Source organism: Pandoraea anhela, from assembly GCF_902459655.1.
GTDB lineage: Bacteria > Pseudomonadota > Gammaproteobacteria > Burkholderiales > Burkholderiaceae > Pandoraea > Pandoraea anhela.
On the sequence record NZ_CABPSB010000005.1, the window covers coordinates 111421 to 131249 of the forward strand.

A 19829-nucleotide genomic window follows, 5' to 3' on the forward strand; every position below is an offset into this window, starting at 1 on the left:
GGAAAGCGCACGAAAGCGGTCCCCCGCACACGTGCCCATCTAGCCAAGTCCATCGCCCGAAACCAGCCATTCCATGACGAGTCCCGATACGAAGCCAGCCACCCCGCCCGTCCGCACGGACGCCCCGGTTCGCGTGGCCGCCGCGCAGATGGTGAGCGCGCCGGACGTCGAGCGAAACCTGCGCGAAGCCGCCCGTCTGGTGGCGGAAGCGGCCGACGCGGGCGCGCAGCTGGTGCTGTTGCCCGAGTATTTCTGCTACATGGGGCAGCGCGATACCGACAAGCTCGCCCTGCGGGAGACGCCCGGCAGCGGGCCGATCCAGGACTTTCTGGCGCAAACCGCCCGTCGGCATGGCGTCTGGCTGATCGGCGGCACGCTGCCGCTGGCCGCCCCGGAACCCGAGCGCGTACTCAACACGACGCTCGTCTTCTCGCCGGACGGTGCGCCGGCCGCACGTTACGACAAGATTCACCTGTTCAATTTCGTCAAAGGCGAGGAAGCCTATGACGAGGCACGCACCATTCGCCCCGGCGACACGGTGCGCACGTTCGATGCGCCGTTCGGGCGCGTCGGCCTGTCGGTCTGCTACGACCTGCGTTTTCCCGAGTTGTACCGTGCCATGGGCGACTGTACGCTCATCGTCGTACCCGCCGCCTTTACCTACACCACGGGCCGCGCGCACTGGGAGTTGCTGTTGCGCGCACGCGCCGTCGAGAATCAGTGTTACGTGCTGGCGTCCGCACAGGGCGGCCACCATGAGAGCGGGCGGCGAACCTGGGGGCATTCCATGCTGATCGATCCCTGGGGCGACATCGTCGCCCAGCGGGAAGCGGAAGGCGCCGGCGTGGTCGTCGGCGACATCGACCCGGCCCGGCTGGCCGGCGTGCGTCAGAGCCTGCCCGCATGGCGTCATCGCGTGCTGCAAGGGTGACGCACGGCTCGCCATGTTGACATCGCCGAATCCGCCCTCATCTACCGAATACATTTCCTTGGCCTGACACCGCATGAAAATCATCGACACCGGCATCCAGAACCTGGCCACCGCCCGCGAGCTGCTGCTCACGCCTTACGGCCTCGACGAAAGCCACCTGCAGCGCGCCCTCGGCGACATCTTCACCCACCGCGTGGACTACGCCGATCTGTACTTCCAGTACACGCGCAGCGAAGCGTGGAGTCTGGAGGAAGGCATCGTCAAATCAGGGTCGTTCTCGATCGATCAGGGCGTGGGGGTGCGCGCCATCGTGGGTGACCGCACCGCGTTCGCCTACTCCGACGACATTTCCGAAATTGCGCTGCAAGACGCCGCCGCCGCCACGCGCAGCATCGCGTCGGCCGGGCGCGGCCGCGTCAAGGTCGGCAGCAAGCTCGCGAGCGCCAGCGGCCATGGGCTGTATCTGCCCGCCGACCCGCTCGCGTCGCTCGACGCCAACGGCAAGGTCGCGCTGCTCGAGCGCATCGAAAAGCTCGCCCGCGCGCGCGATCCGCGCGTGTCGCAGGTCATGGCAGGGCTCGCCGGCGAGTACGACGTCGTGCTCGTGGCGCGTAGCGACGGCGTGATCGCCGCCGACGTGCGCCCGCTCGTGCGCGTCTCTGTCACCGTGATCGTCGAATCCAACGGACGCCGCGAAATGGGCAACAGCGGCGGCGGCGCCCGCCTCGATTACGGCTACTTCACGGACGACCTGCTCGAAAAGTACGTCAAGGAAGCGGTCGACGGCGCCATCGTCAAGCTCGACGCGCGTCCCGCGCCCGCCGGTGCGATGACCGTGGTACTCGGCCCGGGCTGGCCCGGCGTGCTGCTGCACGAAGCCGTCGGCCACGGGCTGGAAGGCGACTTCAACCGCAAGGGGTCGTCAGCGTTCTCCGGGCGCCTGGGCGAGCGTGTGGCGGCCAAGGGCGTCACGGTGGTGGACGACGGCACGCTGTCGAACCGTCGCGGCTCGCTGAATATCGACGACGAAGGCAACCCGACGCAGTGCACCACGCTCATCGAGGACGGCATTCTCAAGGGCTACATGCAGGACAGCCTGAATGCGCGCCTCATGAAGATGCCGGTGACGGGCAACGGCCGCCGCGAGTCGTACGCCGCCCTGCCGATGCCGCGCATGACCAACACGTATATGCTCGGTGGCGACAAGGATCCCGAGGAAATCATCGCGTCGGTCAAACGCGGCCTGTATGCCGTGAACTTCGGTGGCGGCCAGGTCGACATCACCAACGGCAAGTTCGTGTTCTCGATGTCTGAGGCCTACATGATCGAGGACGGCAAGATCACGTACCCGGTCAAGGGCGCGACGCTGATCGGCAATGGCCCGGAATCGCTCAAGGACGTGACCATGATCGGCAACGACATGTCGCTCGACTCGGGCGTGGGCGTGTGCGGCAAGGAAGGCCAGAGCGTGCCGGTGGGCGTGGGCCAACCGACGCTGCGCATGGAAAACATGACGGTCGGCGGTACGGCCTGATCCCGTTGGACATGCGGTGACGCATGCAACGCCCCCTCATGGCGTGTTGCAAAATCCCGCACCGCAAAAAATGCGTCGAGCACAGCAAAGCGCCCGGGTCAAACCGGGCGTTTTCGTATGCTTTGTGAAAATCACGATTTTTTTGCGTATTTTCGGCTATTGAAATGCGCAAATTCCGCACGTTTTTCGTTCCGCCGGCGGTTCAACGCGGTTGCGGCGTCATTCGATTAGGCGTATAACGTGATTCCTGTGCACGGCGATCCGCCGGCAACGCAATGTCCAAGACATCCTTCATGAACGCCAGCAAGTTTTACTTTTACTTTTTTGCGTATCTCACACCGCTGGCGGATGGAGAGGGACAGTTGCAGCAGTAAGCACCGAACGAATCCTGAAAAACCGCCAGCGAGTCTGGCGGTTTTTTTTTGCCCCGAATCCGAGAAACGAACCGCAGTCCGAACTGCCCAGGAGAAAAACCATGCCTCCCCACAATACCGATGATGTCCGTATTCGCGAACTCAAGGAACTCACGCCCCCGGCGCACCTGATTCGCGAGTACCCGTGCTCGGAAAAGAGCGCCGACCTCATCCATCGCACTCGCGGCGCCATTCACCGCGTGCTGCACGGCATGGAAGACCGTCTCGTCGTCATCATCGGCCCGTGCTCGATCCACGATCCGAAAGCTGCGCTGGAATACGCGTCGCGTCTGGTCGAACAGCGGGAGCGCCTGAAGGGCGAGTTGGAAATCGTGATGCGCGTGTACTTCGAAAAGCCGCGCACGACGGTGGGCTGGAAGGGTCTGATCAACGACCCGCACATGGACAACAGCTTCAAGATCAACGATGGCCTGCGCCTGGCACGCGAGCTGCTCGCGCAGATCAACGAGATGGGACTGCCCGCAGGCACGGAATACCTCGACATGATCAGCCCGCAGTACATCGCCGATCTCGTGTCCTGGGGCGCCATCGGCGCACGCACCACGGAATCGCAGGTGCACCGCGAACTGGCCTCCGGCCTGTCGTGCCCGGTCGGTTTCAAGAACGGCACCGACGGCAACGTGAAGATCGCCGTGGATGCGATCAAGGCCGCGTCGCAGCCGCACCATTTCCTGTCGGTGACGAAGGGCGGGCACTCGGCCATCGTGTCGACGGCAGGCAACGAAGATTGCCACCTGATCCTGCGCGGCGGCAAGGCGCCCAACTACGATGCAGCGAGCGTGCAAACCGCCTGCGACGACATCGCCAAGTCGGGTCTGGCCGCACGCGTGATGATCGACGCCTCGCATGCCAACAGCCAGAAAAAGCACGAGAACCAGATTCCGGTGTGCGAGGACATCGCCCGTCAGCTCGCCGGCGGGGACGACCGCATCATCGGCGTGATGGTCGAGTCGCACCTCGTGGCAGGCCGCCAGGATCACGTGCCCGGCAAGGAACTGACCTACGGTCAGAGCATTACCGATGCGTGCATCGACTGGGAAGACAGTCTCAAGGTCCTCGACACGCTGGCGGATGCCGTGCGTGCGCGTCGCGTGGCTCGCGGCGCGGGTAACTGATGTGGAGGGCGGCCGATTGACCGGTGGCCGCCCGATCATCCCCTCGCCGGTATTCCGGTCCCAGGCGGCGCGCCCGGACGTCGTCCGGGCGGATTGAGCGCTTACTGCGCCTCGCCCTCTGAGCGCGGACCTTCCACACGCCCGTTGTCCGCACGATCGCGCTGCCACAGCACGTCGGCGCCGCCGCCGGCGCGATTGAGCACACGGGCGAGCACGAACATGAGGTCGGACAAGCGGTTGATGTATTGACGCGGCGCGGGCGCGACCGTCTCCTCGGCGCCAAGGGCCACCATCGCGCGCTCGGCGCGGCGCGCCACGGTCCGCACGATGTGCGCGAGCGCCGCCGCACGGGTGCCGCCCGGCAGAATGAATTCCTTCAGACGCGGCAAATCGGCGTTGTAATGCGCCAGCCACTCGTCGAGCTTGGCGACGTGGGCGTCCTCCAGCAGAGTGTGACGCGGCATGCTCAGCTCCCCGCCCAGATCGAACAGGTCGTGCTGAATATCGATCAGCATGGCGCGCACGTCCTGCGGCAGGTCCTCGCACAGCAACACGCCGATATGCGAATTGGTTTCGTCGATATCACCGATGGCGACGATACGCAGGCTGAACTTGTCCACGCGCGCCCCGTCTCCCAGGCCGGTCTTGCCCCCGTCGCCCGTACGCGTGACGATCTTGCTCAAACGATTACCCATCTTCTGACACCTACCCCTTGCGGCACATCCCGCCTGCCGACGCCCTTCGGCGCGCCGGACGACCTGCCTTTATGATTGAAATTGACCGTCTCGCCGCCGACTGCCCATTTTTCAGGCAATTCCGATGGCGTCGATATCCGGCAAGTCCGTATGATATGACGCAAAGTATGGGGAAAAACGCCGCCACAGCGTAAAATCCCCGCTCATGAGGTGTCAGGGAGTGCGCCGCGCGCCCAAGACCCCGCCCGATATGGTGTCCGCCAACGCCCACCGGCAGGCGGCCCGGAGACCCGAAGGAGAAAGCCGTGAATCACCCTCACCTGCCGTTCGCCGCCAAGCGTCCGTTTCCGGACGCCCTGCTTGCCGAATTGCAAGCCCTGCTGGGCGAGCGCGTAAGCATCAAGGAGGCGCTGCGCGAGCATCACGGCCGGGACGAGTCTCCGTTCGACCCCATGTTGCCCGATGCCGTCGCCTTCGCGCACAGCACCGAAGAGGTCTCGCAGATCGTCAAACACTGCGCAAAGTACAACGTTCCCATCATTCCCTACGGCGCCGGCTCGTCGCTCGAAGGTCATCTGCTCGCGGTCGAGGGCGGGTTGTCGCTCGATCTGTCGGAGATGAATCAGGTCGTGTCGATCAATGCCGAAGACCTGACCGTCACCGCCCAGCCGGGCATCTCGCGCAAGGCACTGAACGAAGCCCTGCGCGACACCGGCCTGTTCTTTCCGATCGATCCGGGCGCGGACGCCAGTATCGGCGGCATGTGTGCCACGCGCGCCTCGGGGACCAACGCCGTGCGCTACGGCACGATGCGCGAGAACGTGCTCGCGCTGACCGTCGTGCTCGCCGACGGCCGTGTGATTCACACCGGCACGCGCGCCCGCAAGTCGTCGGCGGGCTACGACCTCACGCGCCTGTTCGTCGGCAGCGAGGGGACGCTGGGCATCATCACCGAAGTGACCGTACGTCTGTATCCCCAGCCCGAAGCCGTGTCGGCGGCGATCTGCTCGTTCCCCAGCATGACGGACGCCGTGAACTGCACCATCCAGACGATTCAGCTCGGCGTGCCGGTCGCGCGCGTGGAGTTCGTCGATGCGCTGGCCGTGCGCGCGATCAACAAGCATTCCAAGATGGCACTGCCCGAGACGCAAACGCTGTTCTTCGAGTTCCACGGCAGCGAAGCCGGCGTGAAGGAACAGGCACAGACGGTCGAAGAACTGGCCAAGGATAACGGCGGCACCGGCTTCGAATGGGCCACGCGCACCGAAGACCGCAACCGTTTGTGGAGTGCGCGCCACAGCGCTTACTTCGCGATGCTCCAGCTTCAGCCGGGCAGCCGGGCCGTGACGACAGACGTCTGTGTGCCGATCTCGCGGCTGGCCGAATGCGTGGGCGAAACGGAAGAGGATCTCAAAAGCTCCCGGCTCATGTGCCCGATCGTCGGTCATGTTGGCGACGGCAACTTCCACGTTGCCATCCTGATCGATCCGGACAAGCAGGAGGATATCGACGAAGCCGAGCGGCTGAATCAGCGCATCGTCGAGCGTGCCATTCGCATGGGCGGCACGTGCACTGGCGAACATGGTGTGGGCCTGCACAAGATGGGGTTTCTCGTGACCGAGCACGGCGAAGATGCCATCGACGTCATGCGGGCGATCAAGACCTCGCTCGACCCACACAACCTGCTGAATCCGGGCAAGATTTTCCGGTTGCGCGCAGCGGGCTGAGCGCCGCATGAACGCGCCCCAGACACCCCGGATGCCCCCGCCGCAGGGCCAGCCCCGCTCGTCGGGTTCATCCGGTTCGCCCGAGAGGGATACCGCGCCTCTCGACGGCACCGACACCGATGCGCTCGCCGCGCGTCAGCGCCAGTTGCTCGACGCGCTCGCCCGGATCCTGCCCCCGCATTGCATCCTGCATCGGCGCGAGGACACCACCCCTTACGAGTGCGACGGGCTGGCGGCGTATCGCCGCGTGCCGCTCGCGGTCGTGCTGCCCGAGTCGGAATCGCAGGTGCAGCGCATCTTGCAAGCCTGCCACCAGCTCGGCATCCCGGTGGTGCCGCGCGGTGCGGGCACCAGCCTGTCCGGCGGCGCCATGCCGATGTCGGATGGCCTGGTGCTTTCGCTCGCGAAGTTCAAGAAAATCGTCGAAGTCGATCCCTATGCGCGCACGGCCACCGTGCAGCCGGGCGTGCGCAACCTCGCGATATCCGAGGCGGCCGCGCCTTATGGGCTTTACTACGCGCCGGACCCGTCGTCGCAGATCGCCTGCACCATCGGCGGCAACGTCGCCGAGAACTCGGGCGGCGTGCATTGCCTGAAGTACGGGCTGACGGTGCACAACGTATTGCGCGTGCGCGCCATCACGATGTCGGGAGAGGCCATCGAGTTCGGCTCGCTCGGCCCCGACGCGCCCGGGCTCGATCTGCTCTCCGTCTTCATCGGCAGCGAAGGCATGTTCGGCGTCGTCACCGAAATCACCGTCAAGCTGGTGCCGAAGGCACAGACGGCGCAAGTCATCATGGCGAGCTTCGACGACGTGGAAACCGGCGGCAATGCGGTTGCGGCGATTATCGCGGCCGGCATCATCCCGGCCGGGCTCGAGATGATGGACAAGCCCGCCACGCGGGCCGTCGAGGAATTCGTGCACGCCGGCTACGATCTGGATGCCGCCGCCATTTTGCTGTGCGAGTCGGACGGCACGCCCGAGGAAGTCACCGAGGAAATCCTGCGTATCTCCCACGTGCTGCGTACCTCGGGGGCGACACGCCTGCAGATCTCGCGAAGCGAAGAGGAACGCCTGCGCTTCTGGTCCGGACGCAAGAACGCGTTCCCTGCCGCCGGGCGCATCTCGCCCGACTACTACTGCATGGACGGTACGATTCCGCGGCGCGCGATTGGGACATTACTCAAACGCATCGAAGGTCTGGAACAACAATATGGGTTGCGCTGTATTAACGTCTTTCATGCGGGAGACGGGAACATGCATCCGCTCATTCTTTTCAACGGCAACGATCTGGACGAATGGCATCGTGCCGAAGCGTTCGGTAGCGACATTCTGGAAGCGTGCGTCGAACTCGGCGGCACGATTACGGGCGAACACGGCGTCGGCATCGAGAAAATCAACTCGATGTGCGTACAATTCTCGGCACAGGAGCGCGACGCGTTCTTCGGGGTGAAACGCGCGTTCGATCCGGTCGGATTGCTCAATCCGGACAAAGGCATTCCGACACGGGCGCGATGTGCCGAATACGGCAAGCAGCACGTACGCGGCGGCCTGCTGCCGCACCCCGACCTGCCGAGGTTCTGAGATGCGCCCGCTGTCGGAATGGCTGCCGCACGACTGGCGGCAGCGTCTTTACATCATCATCTTCGAAGCGGATACGCGACAAGGGCGGTTGTTCGACATCGCGCTGCTCGTCGCCATCGTGCTGTCCGTGCTTACGGTGGTCGTCTCCAGTGTCCCGGCGGTACAGGCCACGATGCCGATACCGATGGCGATCCTGGAGTGGTTCTTCACGCTGCTGTTCACGGCCGAGTACATCGCGCGCCTGCTGAGCGCGCATCGGCCGGGACGTTATGCGTTGTCGTTCTACGGCATCATCGACCTGCTCGCCATTCTGCCGACCTATCTCGCGATTCTCGTGCCCGAACTGCATGGGCTGATCGACGTGCGGCTGTTGCGGCTCATGCGCGCGTTCCGGATTCTGAAGCTCACCGCTTACGTCAACGAAGCCGGCATTCTCAGCATTGCGCTGTACAACGCGCGTCGCAAGATTCTCGTGTTTCTCGGGTTCATCTCGATCATCGTGGTGATCTTCGGCACGCTCATGCACATCATCGAAGGGCCGGAGCATGGCTTCACGAGCATTCCCGTCGGGATCTACTGGGCCATCGTCACGCTCACGACCACGGGCTATGGAGACGTCGTGCCGGTCACCGGGCTGGGCAAGGCCATCACCGGTTTCGTGATGCTGCTCGGCTATAGCGTGATCGCGATTCCCACCGGCATCATGGGTGCCGAAATCCATTCCGCCATGCGCCGCGCACCGATCACCACGCGCACTTGCGGTCAATGCCAAACCGAAGGACACGAGCCCGACGCCCGCTTCTGCAAGCACTGCGGCAGCGAGTTGGCACCCTATCAATCCGATACCTCTGCGCCGCCCGAACCGAGCTGATGACCGATACGAACGAGACCCTCGAGAATTTCCGCGCCGTGATCGAACAGGCCACCGCTCGCCGCGCCCCGCTTCAGCTTCGCGGCGGCGGCACCAAGGCGTGGTACGGGCAACAGCGGGTGGGCGAAGTGCTCGACACCCGCGCGTACAGCGGCATCGTCGCTTATGACCCCGCCGAGCTGGTCATCACGGCGCGGTGCGGCACACCGCTGGCCGAGATCGAAGCGGCGCTCGCCGAGCGCAATCAGTTGCTGCCGTTCGAGCCGCCCTACTTCGGGCCGGGCGCGACCATCGGCGGCGCGGTAGCGTCAGGACTGGCAGGGCCGCGTCGCAGCGCTGTCGGCGCAGTGCGCGACTTCGTGCTCGGCGCCAAGCTGATGGACGGTCGTGGACACGTGCTGAACTTCGGCGGTCAGGTGATGAAGAACGTTGCCGGTTACGACGTCTCTCGCATGCTCGCCGGCTCGCTAGGCACGCTGGGGCTGATTCTCGACGTGTCGCTCAAGGTGCTGCCGCAGCCGTTCGCAGAGTTGACGCTGCAATTCGAGATGAACGCCATCGACGCAGTACGCAAGCTCAACGAATGGGGCGGTCAGCCGCTGCCGATTACCGGCAGTGCGTGGCGCAGCGACTTGCTGGTGATTCGTCTGGCGGGCGCATCGGCGGCAATCAAGGCCGCTCGCGTGAAGATGGGCGGCGAGTTGGTCGATGCGATTCATGCCGCGAAGTTCTGGCACGCGATTCGGGAGCAGACCGACAACTTCTTTGCAGATGCCGGACCGGGGCAAGCCCTGTGGCGTCTGGCCGTGCCTTCCACGGCGGAGCCGCACCGTCTGCCGGGCAAGCAACTCATCGAGTGGGGCGGCGCGCAGCGCTGGTGGATCACCGATGCCGACGCGCAGATCGTGCGCTCGGCAGCGCGTCAGGATGGCGGCCACGCGACGCTGTTCCGCTACGGGGAGCCGAGTGTCAGCGTCTTTACGCCCTTGCCTGCGCCGGTCATGCGCATCCACCGGAACCTCAAGTCGGTGTTCGATCCTGCCGGGATCTTCAATCCCGGTCGGATGTATCCGGAGTTCTGAGCGCTGCCGCACAACATCGGCCGCTCATGGCTGATGACTGATGACTGATGGCTGATGGCTCATGGCTCATGGCTCATGGCTAGCAGCTCACGGCTCGCAGCTCAGCCGTTTGCGTCCAGCAGCAGGACGACCTCGTTGGCAAGGGTGCGCACGGCCTTGTCGACGTCGCGCGTGAACGGCTGGCCGCCATTGATGCGCAGGAAGTTGTCGTAGCGCGCGGAGTTCGAGAAGAGGCTGCCGGGCGCGATGCGAATGCCCTTCTCCAATGCCGCGTCGAAGAGTCGCTCCGAACTCACGCCGCCGGGCATCTCGACCCAGAGACTCAGACCGCCGGCCGGCTGCGTCAGACGGGTGCCGGCCGGGAAGTACGTTGCGATCGCTTCGGCCATGGCCGCGCGATGCTCGCGCAACTGCGCGCGCAAGCGCCGCAAATGGCGGTCAAAGCGCGGCGAATCCATGAACTCGCCCATGGCGATCTGTGCGAGGGCTTCGTTCGGTCGCGTCTGCGCGTACTTCAGCATCTCCACGCGCGATTGCCACTTCCCGCCTGCAATCCATCCGAGCCGCATGCCCGGCGCGAGCGTCTTGTGCAGCGACGCGCAGTGAATCACGTTGCCCGTCGTGTCCCATGAGCGAATGGCCGCGGGAATATTGCCGTCGTCGCCCAACGCCGAATACGTATCGTCCTCGATGATCGCAATGCCCCGGGATTCCGCCCACTTCACGAGTTGGATCTTGTGCGCGTCCGGCATCACCGATCCCAGCGGATTCTGAAAATGCGGCACGACGATCACCGCCTTGATGTTGTCGTAGGTCTGGCTTGCCAGCTCCAGTGCGTCGAGCGAGATGCCTGTCTGCGGACTCGTCGGGATTTCGAGCGCCCGAACGCCCATGCTCTCCAGCGTCTGCAGCAACGCGTAGTAAGTGGGCGATTCGACGGCGACCACGTCGCCGACGCTCGCCACGGCACGCAGCGCGAGGTTGATCGCCTCGATGCAGCCATGGGTCACGGTGATCGCTTCCGGGTTGAGGTTCATGCGCGCTTCGAGCGCGCGCCGGGCGATCGCAGCGCGAAACCGGGTCTCTCCGCCGTCGGGCGGCGGCGCGCCATACAGCAGCGGGTTATCGCGTAATGCACGGATCGTCGCCTGCCGCAGCTCGTTGACGGGATACAGCGACGGCGATCCGTGTGCGACAGCCAGATTGACCTTGATATTCGCCTGAAGCCCCCGGGCGAGGATCGACGAGACACGCTGGTTGATGCCGACGTACTGCGCCAGATCGGGCACCCACGCACGGGGCTCCGCCACCGGCACGACGCTCGCGCGCGCCGGTGTGCGCACGAAGTATCCCGAACGCGGACGCGCTTCGAGCAAGCCCTGCGCTTCCAGATGGCGACACGTCTGTAGCGCCGTCGACAGGCTGATCTGGTGCCGCTCCATGAGCGCCCGGACGCTGGGCATGCGTGCGCCGGGCGTGAGCGTTCCCGCTTCGATGGCGTGACGATAGTGGTCCGCCAGTTGACGGTAAAGCGGAATGCGCTCTTCAGCGGTGACAGACGTGACGGCGGTGGGCGGGACTGTCGCTACGCCCGCCGGCTTGACGTTCGGCACACACACGGGCGGTGCTTCGGAGACGATGAGATCGGGGTTGGCGGCGTCCATGCGCAGATGATCAGGGATTGCACACAACCAGAACAGATACAGATTTGAGGTTTTGGCATCGTAACAGATTGCCCGGTGCCCATCTGTTACGGGGGAAACGGCCAATGGGTGTGCCTACCGGGGCCGCAGGGCCATCGATACGCTGTAGGCATCTGTTCAACGCCCCGGAGTCCCCTCATGGCAACGCATCCCACCTCCCTTACGTCATGCCCCCACGTCGCCCGCGAAGCGATGACAGACGCCCGAGAGCGACGCTTCGCCGGCTCAGCGAATTCAGCGAACTCGGCGACCTCGCCAGCCTTTCACGAGCGCACCGCCGAAGCGGCCGCCGCCGGGCCAACCACGTTGACGTTGGCGCCCGGACAGGCATTTCACGCTTACGCGGCAAGAGGCACGGTACTTCACGTTCGTCGGGGTCAGGTCGCGCTCACACCCGCCGCGCGTTGGCTCGCGGCGAGCCTCTGGCGTACGACCGTGCCTTTGATGGCCGGGCAGGTTTATGTGATGCAAACGTCCGGCTGGATCACGCTCTCGAGCGCCACCGGCGCGAGCATCACCTGCCGCGACACGACGGGCGCATGACGCATCCCGCACGGGTGTCGCGCGTGGGCAGCCCGCTACGCGACGTCGTGCGGCACGCCCCACGCCCATTCAGCCTCCGTCCTCGATGTTCAGGCGGGCAGCAGTGCCTCGATGTCCGCGCGAATGGCTTCGGGCTTCGCGCTCGGGGCGTAACGCGCCACCACGTTGCCAGACGCGTCCACGAGGAACTTGGTGAAATTCCATTTGATCGCCTTCGTGCCCAGCACGCCGGGCTTTTCCTGCGTCAGATAGCGGTAGAGCGGTGCAGCGTCTGCGCCTTTCACGTCGATCTTGGCGAACATCGGGAAGGTGACGTGAAAACGCAGGTCGCAGAAACTGCGGATCGCTTGCGCGTCGCCCGGTTCCTGCTTGCCGAACTGATTGCAAGGGAACGCCAGCACCTCGAAGCCGCGCGGGCCGAGTTGTTCGTAGAGCGTTTGCAGCCCGGCGTATTGCGGCGTGAAGCCGCACTCGCTCGCCGTGTTGACGATGAGCAACACCTTGCCACGATACTGCGACAGGCTGACGGACTCGCCCGCCAGCGTCTGGACTGAAAAATCGTACACGCGCTGCGAATTGGCGCTCATCGTCGGCTCCCTTTGGATGTTGGCACCGCGCAGTCTGCCACAACGCAGGCCCCATGGGCGGCGCACGCCCGCCTGCGCCCCTCCTGGCATGCGGGCAACCCCACCGATGCCGCCCGGGTAGCACCTCGATATTTACCCGGTAGCACCTGCGCTCCGAGCACGGCTATAATCGGTGGCCAATGGCTGGCCGACGACCCGGAGGGTCTTTCGAACTCGCCCGGTGTTCCCGGTGTACGCTGGGTAGACGACAGCGTGCCGATGCCGCGAAACCGTGATACCGCGGCACTGCAAAACCGCAAAAACCGCAGCAAAAACAGCGCCAAAAACCGCAAAACCGCATTCCCCAGCCCGACTCTGCCAAATCCGCTCCATGTCGCCCATCGCTGCACACCTCGACGACGTCCTCTCCCGAATCACCCGCGCCACCGCCGCTGCCGGACGAACGGCAGGCAGCGTCCGTCTGCTCGCCGTCTCCAAGACATTCGGCGCCGATGCCGTACGCGACGCAGTCGCCGCCGGCCAACGGGCATTCGGTGAGAACTACGTGCAGGAAGCGCTCGACAAGATCACCGCCCTGAGCGATGCGACGGTCGGTGGCGAAGCGTTGGAATGGCATTTCATCGGACCGCTGCAAAGCAACAAGACGCGTCCGGTCGCCGAGCATTTCGACTGGGTGCATTCCGTGGACCGGCTCAAGATCGCGGAACGCCTGAGCGCCCAGCGCCCGACGCATCTGCCTGCCTTGCAGGTCTGCCTGCAGATCAACATCAGCGGCGAGGCCAGCAAAAGCGGCGTGACACCGGACGAAGCCCCCGCGGTCGCCCGCGCTATCGCGGCGCTGCCGAATCTGACGCTGCGCGGCCTCATGGCGATTCCCGAACCCGAGGACGACCCGGCCCGCCAGCGCGAGCCTTTCAGGGCCGTGCGCGAACTGTTCGACGCCCTGCGCGCCGACGGTCTGGCGCTCGACACGCTCTCGATGGGCATGTCGGGGGACCTGGAGGCGGCGGTGGCCGAGGGTGCGACAATGGTGCGCATCGGCACCGCGATTTTCGGCGCGCGGGATTACGGCTCACGGGCATGATCACGGCACGTCACGAGGGGCGCAAGTGGCGTCCGGGCATTCGCGCAAACCAGCCAGGGTAAGCGAGCCGGGGCGCGCCCCCACGAGCCCCCGCTGGCATGGACCAGCCACCAGGGCAGCAGCAACCGTAACGAGTAACGACACACGCAACGCAAAGGGATGGTTATGAGAATTGCATTCATCGGCGGCGGCAACATGGCCAACGCCTTGATCGGCGGACTTGTCAAACGCGGCACGGCCCCGCGCGACATTCTCGCCATTGACGTCAACGAATCGACCCGCGACGGCCTCGTCAGGGATCACGGCATCGAGACCGCGAGCGCCCCCAACGATCGCCTGCGCGACTACGACACGCTCGTGCTGGCCGTCAAACCGCAAGTGCTCAAGGATGTCGCGCAAGCCCTCCAGCCGCATCTGAACGGCCAACTGGTCATCAGCATCGCAGCGGGGATTCGTGCGTCGGATCTGGCCCGCTGGCTCGGCGGTCATAACCAGATCGTGCGTTGCATGCCGAACACGCCGGCACTCATCGGCAAGGGCATCACCGGTCTGATCGCGCTCTCCGGCGTGGACTCCGATCAGCGCAAGCGCGCAGAGACGGTGCTGAGCGCCGCCGGCGAAATCGTATGGGTCGAGAAAGAGTCCCAGCTCGACGCCGTCACGGCCATCTCGGGCAGTGGCCCGGCGTATGTCTTCTACTTCATCGAAGCGCTGGAGCAGGCCGCGCAGGAACTGGGCTTCTCGTCCGAGCAGGGGCGGCGGCTCGCCATCGCCACGTTCACCGGGGCATCGCAACTCGCGGCGGACTCGACCGAGCCGGCCAGCGTGCTGCGCGATCGTGTGACGTCCAAGGGCGGTACGACTTTCGCGGCACTGAGTTCGTTCGAAAAGGACGCCATCAAGGACGCCATCGTGCGCGGCGTCAAGGCAGCCAACCATCGCGCCAAGGAACTCGGCGACGAACTGGGCGACGCCTGATCGCCCGACGCGCCGGCATCGCTTCGGGCGATGTCGGCGTGAGCCTTTGCACGACATCTTCGACGCTGCACAACGGCGTCGCTGCGCGCGCCCCGACGCCCTGAGCGCCGCCCTCCCACGTCCTTAAGCGTTCTTAAGCGTCCTTGAGCGTTCTTAAGCGCTCAGCAAATAGTGCCCGGCAATCCCCGCGAAGACCGCCGCGCCGAGCCAGTTGTTGTGACGGAACGCGGCGAAACAGGGCATACGCTCGCGGCCACGGATCAGGAAGTAGTGATAGATGGCGAAACTCACGGCGACGCCCATCCCGAGCCAGAACGGCCAGCCAAAGCCGAGATACGCGCCGACCAGCGCCTGAATACCGAGCGCACCGACGTAACAGAGCATGACGGCCAGCACGTCGAAACGACCGAACGTGATCGCCGACGTCTTGATGCCGATCTTCAGATCGTCGTCGCGATCGACCATCGCGTACTCGGTGTCATAGGCGAGCGACCAGAACACGTTCGAGAGCAGCAACACCCACGCGAGCGCCGGCACCTGATTCTGCACGGCGGCAAATGCCATCGGAATGCCGAAGCCGAACGCTACCCCAAGATACGCCTGCGGCAACGCGAAAAAGCGTTTGGTGAACGGATAAGTGCCCGCCACGAACAACGCCGGGATCGAGAGCCACTTGGTCAGCGCATTGAGCGGCAGGATCAGCAGAAAGCTGACGAGCGCGAGCGTGGCGGCCACGGCAACCGCTTCCCACGCGCGAATACGTCCCGAGGTGATCGGACGCTCTTTCGTGCGTTTGACGTACTTATCGAAGTCGCGGTCGGCGTAATCGTTGATGGCGCAGCCCGCCGAGCGCATGAGGAACGTGCCGAGCGTGAAGATCGCGAACAGCAGCGGGTCGGGATGCCCGTTGGACGCAATCCACAGCGCCGAGAGCGTCGGCCACAGCAGCAGCACGGTGCCGATCGGCTTGTCCAGACGAACGAGGCGGAAGTACAGCGGAAGACGTTGAGCGAGCAACATGACGAGGAAGCCCGGAAGGCGGTAAGACGTGTGGCGACATTGTAGGCCACGCAACGTGTGCCCGCCAATCGACCGGCCGACAGAGGATGCCCGGCGATCCGCGCGTGCGCGGTGACGTTTCCGTTACCAGAGTTACCAGATCCAGAACATCAACAGCCAGAGCCAGTTGACGAGCGCCAGCGCCGCCACGATCCCGGCCATGCCGGCCAGACGCCGCACGGGCGAGGTTGCATGCCGCCCCGTCACGCGCCAGCCGAGCCAGAGGCTCCACAAGGTCGTCAGCGCGAGAATGGTGGCGCGCACGTCGTTGGCCCAGTAAATCGGCAGATGCTCGGCGCGCAACAGGCTGACCGTCGTGGCCGACAGACCGATGAATACGCCGGCGCCGGCAATCGGAATCAGCGACTGCACCAGGTGGTTGAAGCGCGACGTTTCCCACGTGCCCATCGCCCGGTTGGCCAGCGCGAAGATGGCCGTGAAAGCCAGTCCGAGCAGCACACCGTTGCCGAGGATGTACGTGACGACCATGGCGCCGTCGAGCCAGGTGAAAACGTCGCTCTGTTCGGGATAGTTGGTGAAGATGAACCACGGCGCATTCGTCTCGAACGGCCACATGATGTCGCGGTCGATCAGCCACGTGGCCAACGCCGTCTTGGTCGCGACGAACCAGGGGTTCACCGTCCAGTGGAATGCGCCGATAGCCACACCGAGCAGGCCGAAGTTGACCAGCACGCTGTCCCAGAGGCTGTTGTTCTCGGTCGCGCCGTACTTCACGATTTCTTCGCTGGGCGAGCGGCCGGTGAGCGCGATGGCGTCGCGATGCCCCGCGCAGCGGCCGCACATATGGCACTGCGCGCCGCCCTTCATATTGCGCAACGGCACGAGCGGCGCGCAATTGATCGGGATGATCTTGTGACCTCTGGCGTTGTACGACTGACGCCAGGCGTCTTCATTGACCTTGAAGTGGAACGGCGCGAGACGCGCCAGCAGCGAGAACACGCCGTTGACCGGGCACAGGTACTTGCACCACACGCGCTTGTCGCGTCCGTAGAAGTAACCGATCACCATGGCGCCGATGGTCGAGCCGCCCAGCACCAGCAACACGGCTTTCGGGTACTGGTAGACGCTGACCATCTGACCGTACAGCGTGGTCCCGGCGAAGGCGACGAACGGCCAGCCGCCCCAACGCATCCAGCGAGGAATTGCGCGACCTTTGCCATGACGGCTGGCGAATTCGGAGAGTGTGCCCTCGGGACACAGCACGCCGCACCAGACACGCCCCATGAGCACCATGCTGATGAGCACGAACGGCCACCAGATGCCCCAGAACGTGAACTGCGCGAAGACGGTGAGGTTGTTCAGGATGTGCGCCGTCTCGTCCGGCAGCGGCATCACGACGGGCACGCAGATCAGAAACGCATAAACCAGCACGATGCCCCACTGCACGCCACGAATGAGTTTGCCGTGGCGTTGCATCCAAAGGCCCAGTCGGGCCAGTCGGTTCGGGACAGTGATCGCGATACTCATGCTGGGTTCTTACGTCGGTCTTGCGTCGGGGGATTACCTTGCGGGCTGACGGATCTCGTGTGTTGCGCGTCCGTTCAGTCCGTTGTGTGCACCGGGCGGGATCGCCGCCCGGCGCCGCATGCTGCCTTGCTGCGCTCAGGCGGGTTTGACCTGTTTGGCTGGCGTGCCGGCGCGCTTGAGCAGCGCCCACATGAACAGCCAGTACACGGCATACACCAACAAGTTCATACCGGACGGATGCGCACGGTACCCGGTCAGTGTAGCCACGAGGCTGCCGAACGAACTCGCGTCATCCAGAATCGCGGAAGTATCCCACAGTTGGTCGACCAGCGTCGGCACGAGTTCGAGCGAGATCAGACGATCCAGGCCCGACTCCAGCAAGCCGGCGGCCAGGAACAGCAGCATGATTTCCGTGACGCGGAAGAACAGACGCCACGAAAAAATCTTGCCGCCCAATTGCAGCAGCCAGAACGTGACGAGCGCGAGCACGAAGCCGATCGCAACGGCGAGCCACATCGACATCGGCACGCTGCCCTCCTGACCGAAGCCCAGCCCGTAGAGGAAGATGGCGGTCTCGCTGCCTTCGCGGGCAATCGCCAGCGCGACCAGCACGAGCACGCCCCACCAGGTGCCCTGATCGTGGTTCTTCTTGAGCGAGGACTCCATGTCGCGCTTGAGCGTGCGCCCGTTGCGCTTCATCCAGAAGACCATCTGCACGATCAGCACGCACGCGACGAGCACCATGGCGGTCTGGAAGTAATCCTGCGCGTCGCCCGAAAGCACTTCCGTGAAGCCGACGAGCGCGGCGCCCAGACCGACCGCCGCCGCAATACCGAGGGCGACACCGGCCCACAGATAGGGCAGGCCACGCTTGGCACCGTGATCCGGATTGGCCAGCCAGGCATGAAGAATGCCGACGACCAGCAATGCCTCGACGCTTTCGCGCCAGACGATGAACATGACCTGACCCATCGAGTAATTCCTTTTGTAATGCGTGTACTACGGTGTGACTGAAACGCCCTGCGACCGGCTTACCTGGCGACGATCACGCCTTGCGCCTGTTGATGGAAGTCGTCGAAAAACTTGTACTCGCCCGGTTGCAGCGGAGCGATCACGACAAACGACTGCGCGCCCGGTGCGAGCACCTTTTCCTTGCGCAGTTGCAGACTTTCGAACTCGACGGCGTTCGTTCCGGTGTTATGCACCTCGATCTTGATGCGCTTGCCGGCCGGCACTTCGATACGCGCCGGATTGAGTTTGCCGTTGTTCATTTCCAGCTTGAAGGTGGGCAAGTCGTCGGCACGGGCGAGCGAGGGGCCTGCCAATGCGAACAAGGTCGCCACCAGGGCCGTCATCGTGGCCAGCAGGCGCGCGATGCGCTGAATCATCCTTGTGCTCCAAATGAAAACAGCGCTGGTCGGCAGACCAACGCTGCATCAGATTAACCCGGCTCAGTAGCCACCCTTCTTGCCGACGTTCGCGAAAGTGAAATCGACGACCTTGGTGATGGGCTTGAACCATGCGCCCACGCCGGTTTCCTTGTCGACGTGACGGCCGAAGCACCACGGTCCCGCGCCGCCATGATCCATATGGCCGACGGCCATCGGCTTGGCGTTCTTGTCGACCAGGCAACCGAATTCCTTGAGCGTACCCGGTGCATTGATGACCATCGTCAGTTGGTACTTGCCCACGCCGTTGAGCTTGACGTTATCGCCGTAGTGCGGGCCGTCGCTCGCCACCATCGGCATCATCAGGCCTTCCACGACCGGGCCGTCCGGCGTCTTGCCGTCCGACTTCATCTTCTGGAGCTTGTAGGTGATTTCGAGACCCGGAATCCAGTCGCCTTCGGCGTAACCGTTCGGGTTGTTCTTGATCGCGTGAATGTCGGCTTCCAGATGGATGTCCGACTTGGCGGCGTCGCGCATCATGCCGGCCGGCTCCATCGTGATCGGCTGGAGGTACACCGTGTTGATTTCCATGCCCGCCGTATTCAGCGGTTTGCCGATGGGATACTCAGCAGCCTGAGCCAGGGTGGCCACACCGGCAAGCAATACCGCCGCCGCGAGGGATGTCACGCGCATACACACTCCAATATTGGTCGAGAAGTTAATGCAAACAATTCTCAATAAGTTTAGCACTATCGCCAAAGCCAGACAAACCGGCGAAGTCAAGGAAACACGGAAGGAATTGGGAAATTCGATGGTGGTTTGAACGTTGCGCGAGCGCTGGCGGGGGCGCGCAGCCCTTGGCGGCGGATTCTTAGCCGCCGGTTACGGAAAATTACCGGATGCGCGCCTCGGACAATTTACGTACCGATCAGGCCCAACACGACAGTCCCTTTTCGCGTAGCTGCCCCGAACATGCCCTGCACAAGGCCTGACGTCATGGGAGGGCAACGGCCTCCCCCAATGCC

Annotated in this window: 18 protein-coding genes; 10 read left to right on the forward strand and 8 right to left on the reverse strand. The window is 64.3% G+C overall.

What is annotated here, in order from left to right:
- The first annotated feature begins 73 nt into the window (after nucleotides 1-73).
- From PAN31108_RS09400 to aroG, 3 genes are all read left to right on the forward strand, one after another.
- Nucleotides 74-931: a carbon-nitrogen hydrolase family protein gene (locus tag PAN31108_RS09400; RefSeq protein WP_150668603.1), complete on the forward strand. Its 858-nt coding sequence runs from the start codon at nucleotides 74-76 to the stop codon at nucleotides 929-931.
- Between the two features lie 73 nt (nucleotides 932-1004).
- Nucleotides 1005-2465 (forward strand): metalloprotease TldD, encoded by a 1461-nt coding sequence (tldD, locus tag PAN31108_RS09405; protein WP_150668604.1) that lies wholly within the window; start codon nucleotides 1005-1007, stop codon nucleotides 2463-2465.
- Nucleotides 2466-2940: 475 nt separating this feature from the next.
- Complete coding sequence (gene aroG / locus PAN31108_RS09410; protein WP_150668605.1) at nucleotides 2941-4014, forward strand: 3-deoxy-7-phosphoheptulonate synthase AroG; 1074 nt, start codon at nucleotides 2941-2943, stop codon at nucleotides 4012-4014.
- Nucleotides 4015-4115: 101 nt separating this feature from the next.
- Here the strand turns inward: aroG and PAN31108_RS09415 are convergent, their stop codons facing one another.
- Nucleotides 4116-4709: a cob(I)yrinic acid a,c-diamide adenosyltransferase gene (locus PAN31108_RS09415; RefSeq protein WP_150668606.1), complete on the reverse strand. Its 594-nt coding sequence runs from the start codon at nucleotides 4707-4709 to the stop codon at nucleotides 4116-4118.
- Between the two features lie 305 nt (nucleotides 4710-5014).
- Here PAN31108_RS09415 and PAN31108_RS09420 point away from each other — a divergent pair, with 305 nt between their 5' ends.
- From PAN31108_RS09420 to glcE, 4 genes are read left to right on the forward strand one after another with little or no spacing between them, the layout of a single operon-like run.
- Entirely contained in the window at nucleotides 5015-6436 is a 1422-nt protein-coding gene (locus PAN31108_RS09420) for an FAD-binding oxidoreductase (protein WP_150668607.1), read from the forward strand.
- 7 nt (nucleotides 6437-6443) lie between these two features.
- Nucleotides 6444-8021, forward strand: a complete 1578-nt coding sequence (locus PAN31108_RS09425) for an FAD-linked oxidase C-terminal domain-containing protein (protein WP_246183859.1) — start codon at nucleotides 6444-6446, stop codon at nucleotides 8019-8021.
- Nucleotide 8022: 1 nt separating this feature from the next.
- The gene (locus PAN31108_RS09430; protein ID WP_150668608.1) at nucleotides 8023-8892 is read left to right on the forward strand and encodes an ion transporter; all 870 of its coding nucleotides are present in this window, start codon (nucleotides 8023-8025) and stop codon (nucleotides 8890-8892) included.
- Nucleotides 8892-9974 (forward strand): glycolate oxidase subunit GlcE, encoded by a 1083-nt coding sequence (glcE, locus tag PAN31108_RS09435; RefSeq protein WP_150668609.1) that lies wholly within the window; start codon nucleotides 8892-8894, stop codon nucleotides 9972-9974. Before PAN31108_RS09430 ends, glcE begins: the two co-directional genes overlap by 1 nt.
- A gap of 101 nt (nucleotides 9975-10075) precedes the next feature.
- On the opposite strand, the gene PAN31108_RS09440 is transcribed toward glcE, so the two are convergent.
- Nucleotides 10076-11638 carry an aminotransferase-like domain-containing protein gene (locus PAN31108_RS09440; RefSeq protein ID WP_150668610.1) on the reverse strand — a complete coding sequence of 521 codons (1563 nt, stop codon included), beginning with the start codon at nucleotides 11636-11638 and terminating at the stop codon, nucleotides 10076-10078.
- A gap of 177 nt (nucleotides 11639-11815) precedes the next feature.
- Here PAN31108_RS09440 and PAN31108_RS09445 point away from each other — a divergent pair, with 177 nt between their 5' ends.
- Nucleotides 11816-12220, forward strand: a complete 405-nt coding sequence (locus PAN31108_RS09445) for a hypothetical protein (protein ID WP_150668611.1) — start codon at nucleotides 11816-11818, stop codon at nucleotides 12218-12220.
- An 89-nt stretch (nucleotides 12221-12309) separates the two neighbouring features.
- Here the strand turns inward: PAN31108_RS09445 and PAN31108_RS09450 are convergent, their stop codons facing one another.
- Nucleotides 12310-12807: a glutathione peroxidase gene (locus PAN31108_RS09450; protein WP_150668612.1), complete on the reverse strand. Its 498-nt coding sequence runs from the start codon at nucleotides 12805-12807 to the stop codon at nucleotides 12310-12312.
- A 370-nt stretch (nucleotides 12808-13177) separates the two neighbouring features.
- Between PAN31108_RS09450 and PAN31108_RS09455 the strand changes: the two genes are divergently transcribed.
- Together PAN31108_RS09455 and proC are read left to right on the forward strand one after the other, a co-directional pair.
- Complete coding sequence (locus tag PAN31108_RS09455; protein WP_150668613.1) at nucleotides 13178-13891, forward strand: YggS family pyridoxal phosphate-dependent enzyme; 714 nt, start codon at nucleotides 13178-13180, stop codon at nucleotides 13889-13891.
- Nucleotides 13892-14056: 165 nt separating this feature from the next.
- The gene (proC, locus tag PAN31108_RS09460) at nucleotides 14057-14869 is read left to right on the forward strand and encodes a pyrroline-5-carboxylate reductase (protein WP_150668614.1); all 813 of its coding nucleotides are present in this window, start codon (nucleotides 14057-14059) and stop codon (nucleotides 14867-14869) included.
- A gap of 153 nt (nucleotides 14870-15022) precedes the next feature.
- On the opposite strand, the gene ubiA is transcribed toward proC, so the two are convergent.
- The 5 genes from ubiA to PAN31108_RS09485 all read right to left on the reverse strand — a co-directional run bounded on the left by ubiA (nucleotide 15023) and on the right by PAN31108_RS09485 (nucleotide 19497).
- Nucleotides 15023-15889 carry a 4-hydroxybenzoate octaprenyltransferase gene (gene ubiA / locus PAN31108_RS09465; protein WP_150668615.1) on the reverse strand — a complete coding sequence of 289 codons (867 nt, stop codon included), beginning with the start codon at nucleotides 15887-15889 and terminating at the stop codon, nucleotides 15023-15025.
- Between the two features lie 132 nt (nucleotides 15890-16021).
- The gene (locus tag PAN31108_RS09470) at nucleotides 16022-17416 is read right to left on the reverse strand and encodes a 4Fe-4S binding protein (protein ID WP_174994911.1); all 1395 of its coding nucleotides are present in this window, start codon (nucleotides 17414-17416) and stop codon (nucleotides 16022-16024) included.
- A gap of 135 nt (nucleotides 17417-17551) precedes the next feature.
- Nucleotides 17552-18388: an FTR1 family iron permease gene (locus PAN31108_RS09475; RefSeq protein ID WP_150668616.1), complete on the reverse strand. Its 837-nt coding sequence runs from the start codon at nucleotides 18386-18388 to the stop codon at nucleotides 17552-17554.
- 59 nt (nucleotides 18389-18447) lie between these two features.
- Nucleotides 18448-18771, reverse strand: a complete 324-nt coding sequence (locus PAN31108_RS09480) for a cupredoxin domain-containing protein (RefSeq protein ID WP_246183875.1) — start codon at nucleotides 18769-18771, stop codon at nucleotides 18448-18450.
- Nucleotides 18772-18867: 96 nt separating this feature from the next.
- A complete protein-coding gene (locus PAN31108_RS09485) occupies nucleotides 18868-19497 on the reverse strand; it encodes an iron transporter (protein ID WP_150668618.1) in 630 nt (209 codons plus the stop codon).
- Between the last annotated feature and the right edge of the window lie 332 nt (nucleotides 19498-19829).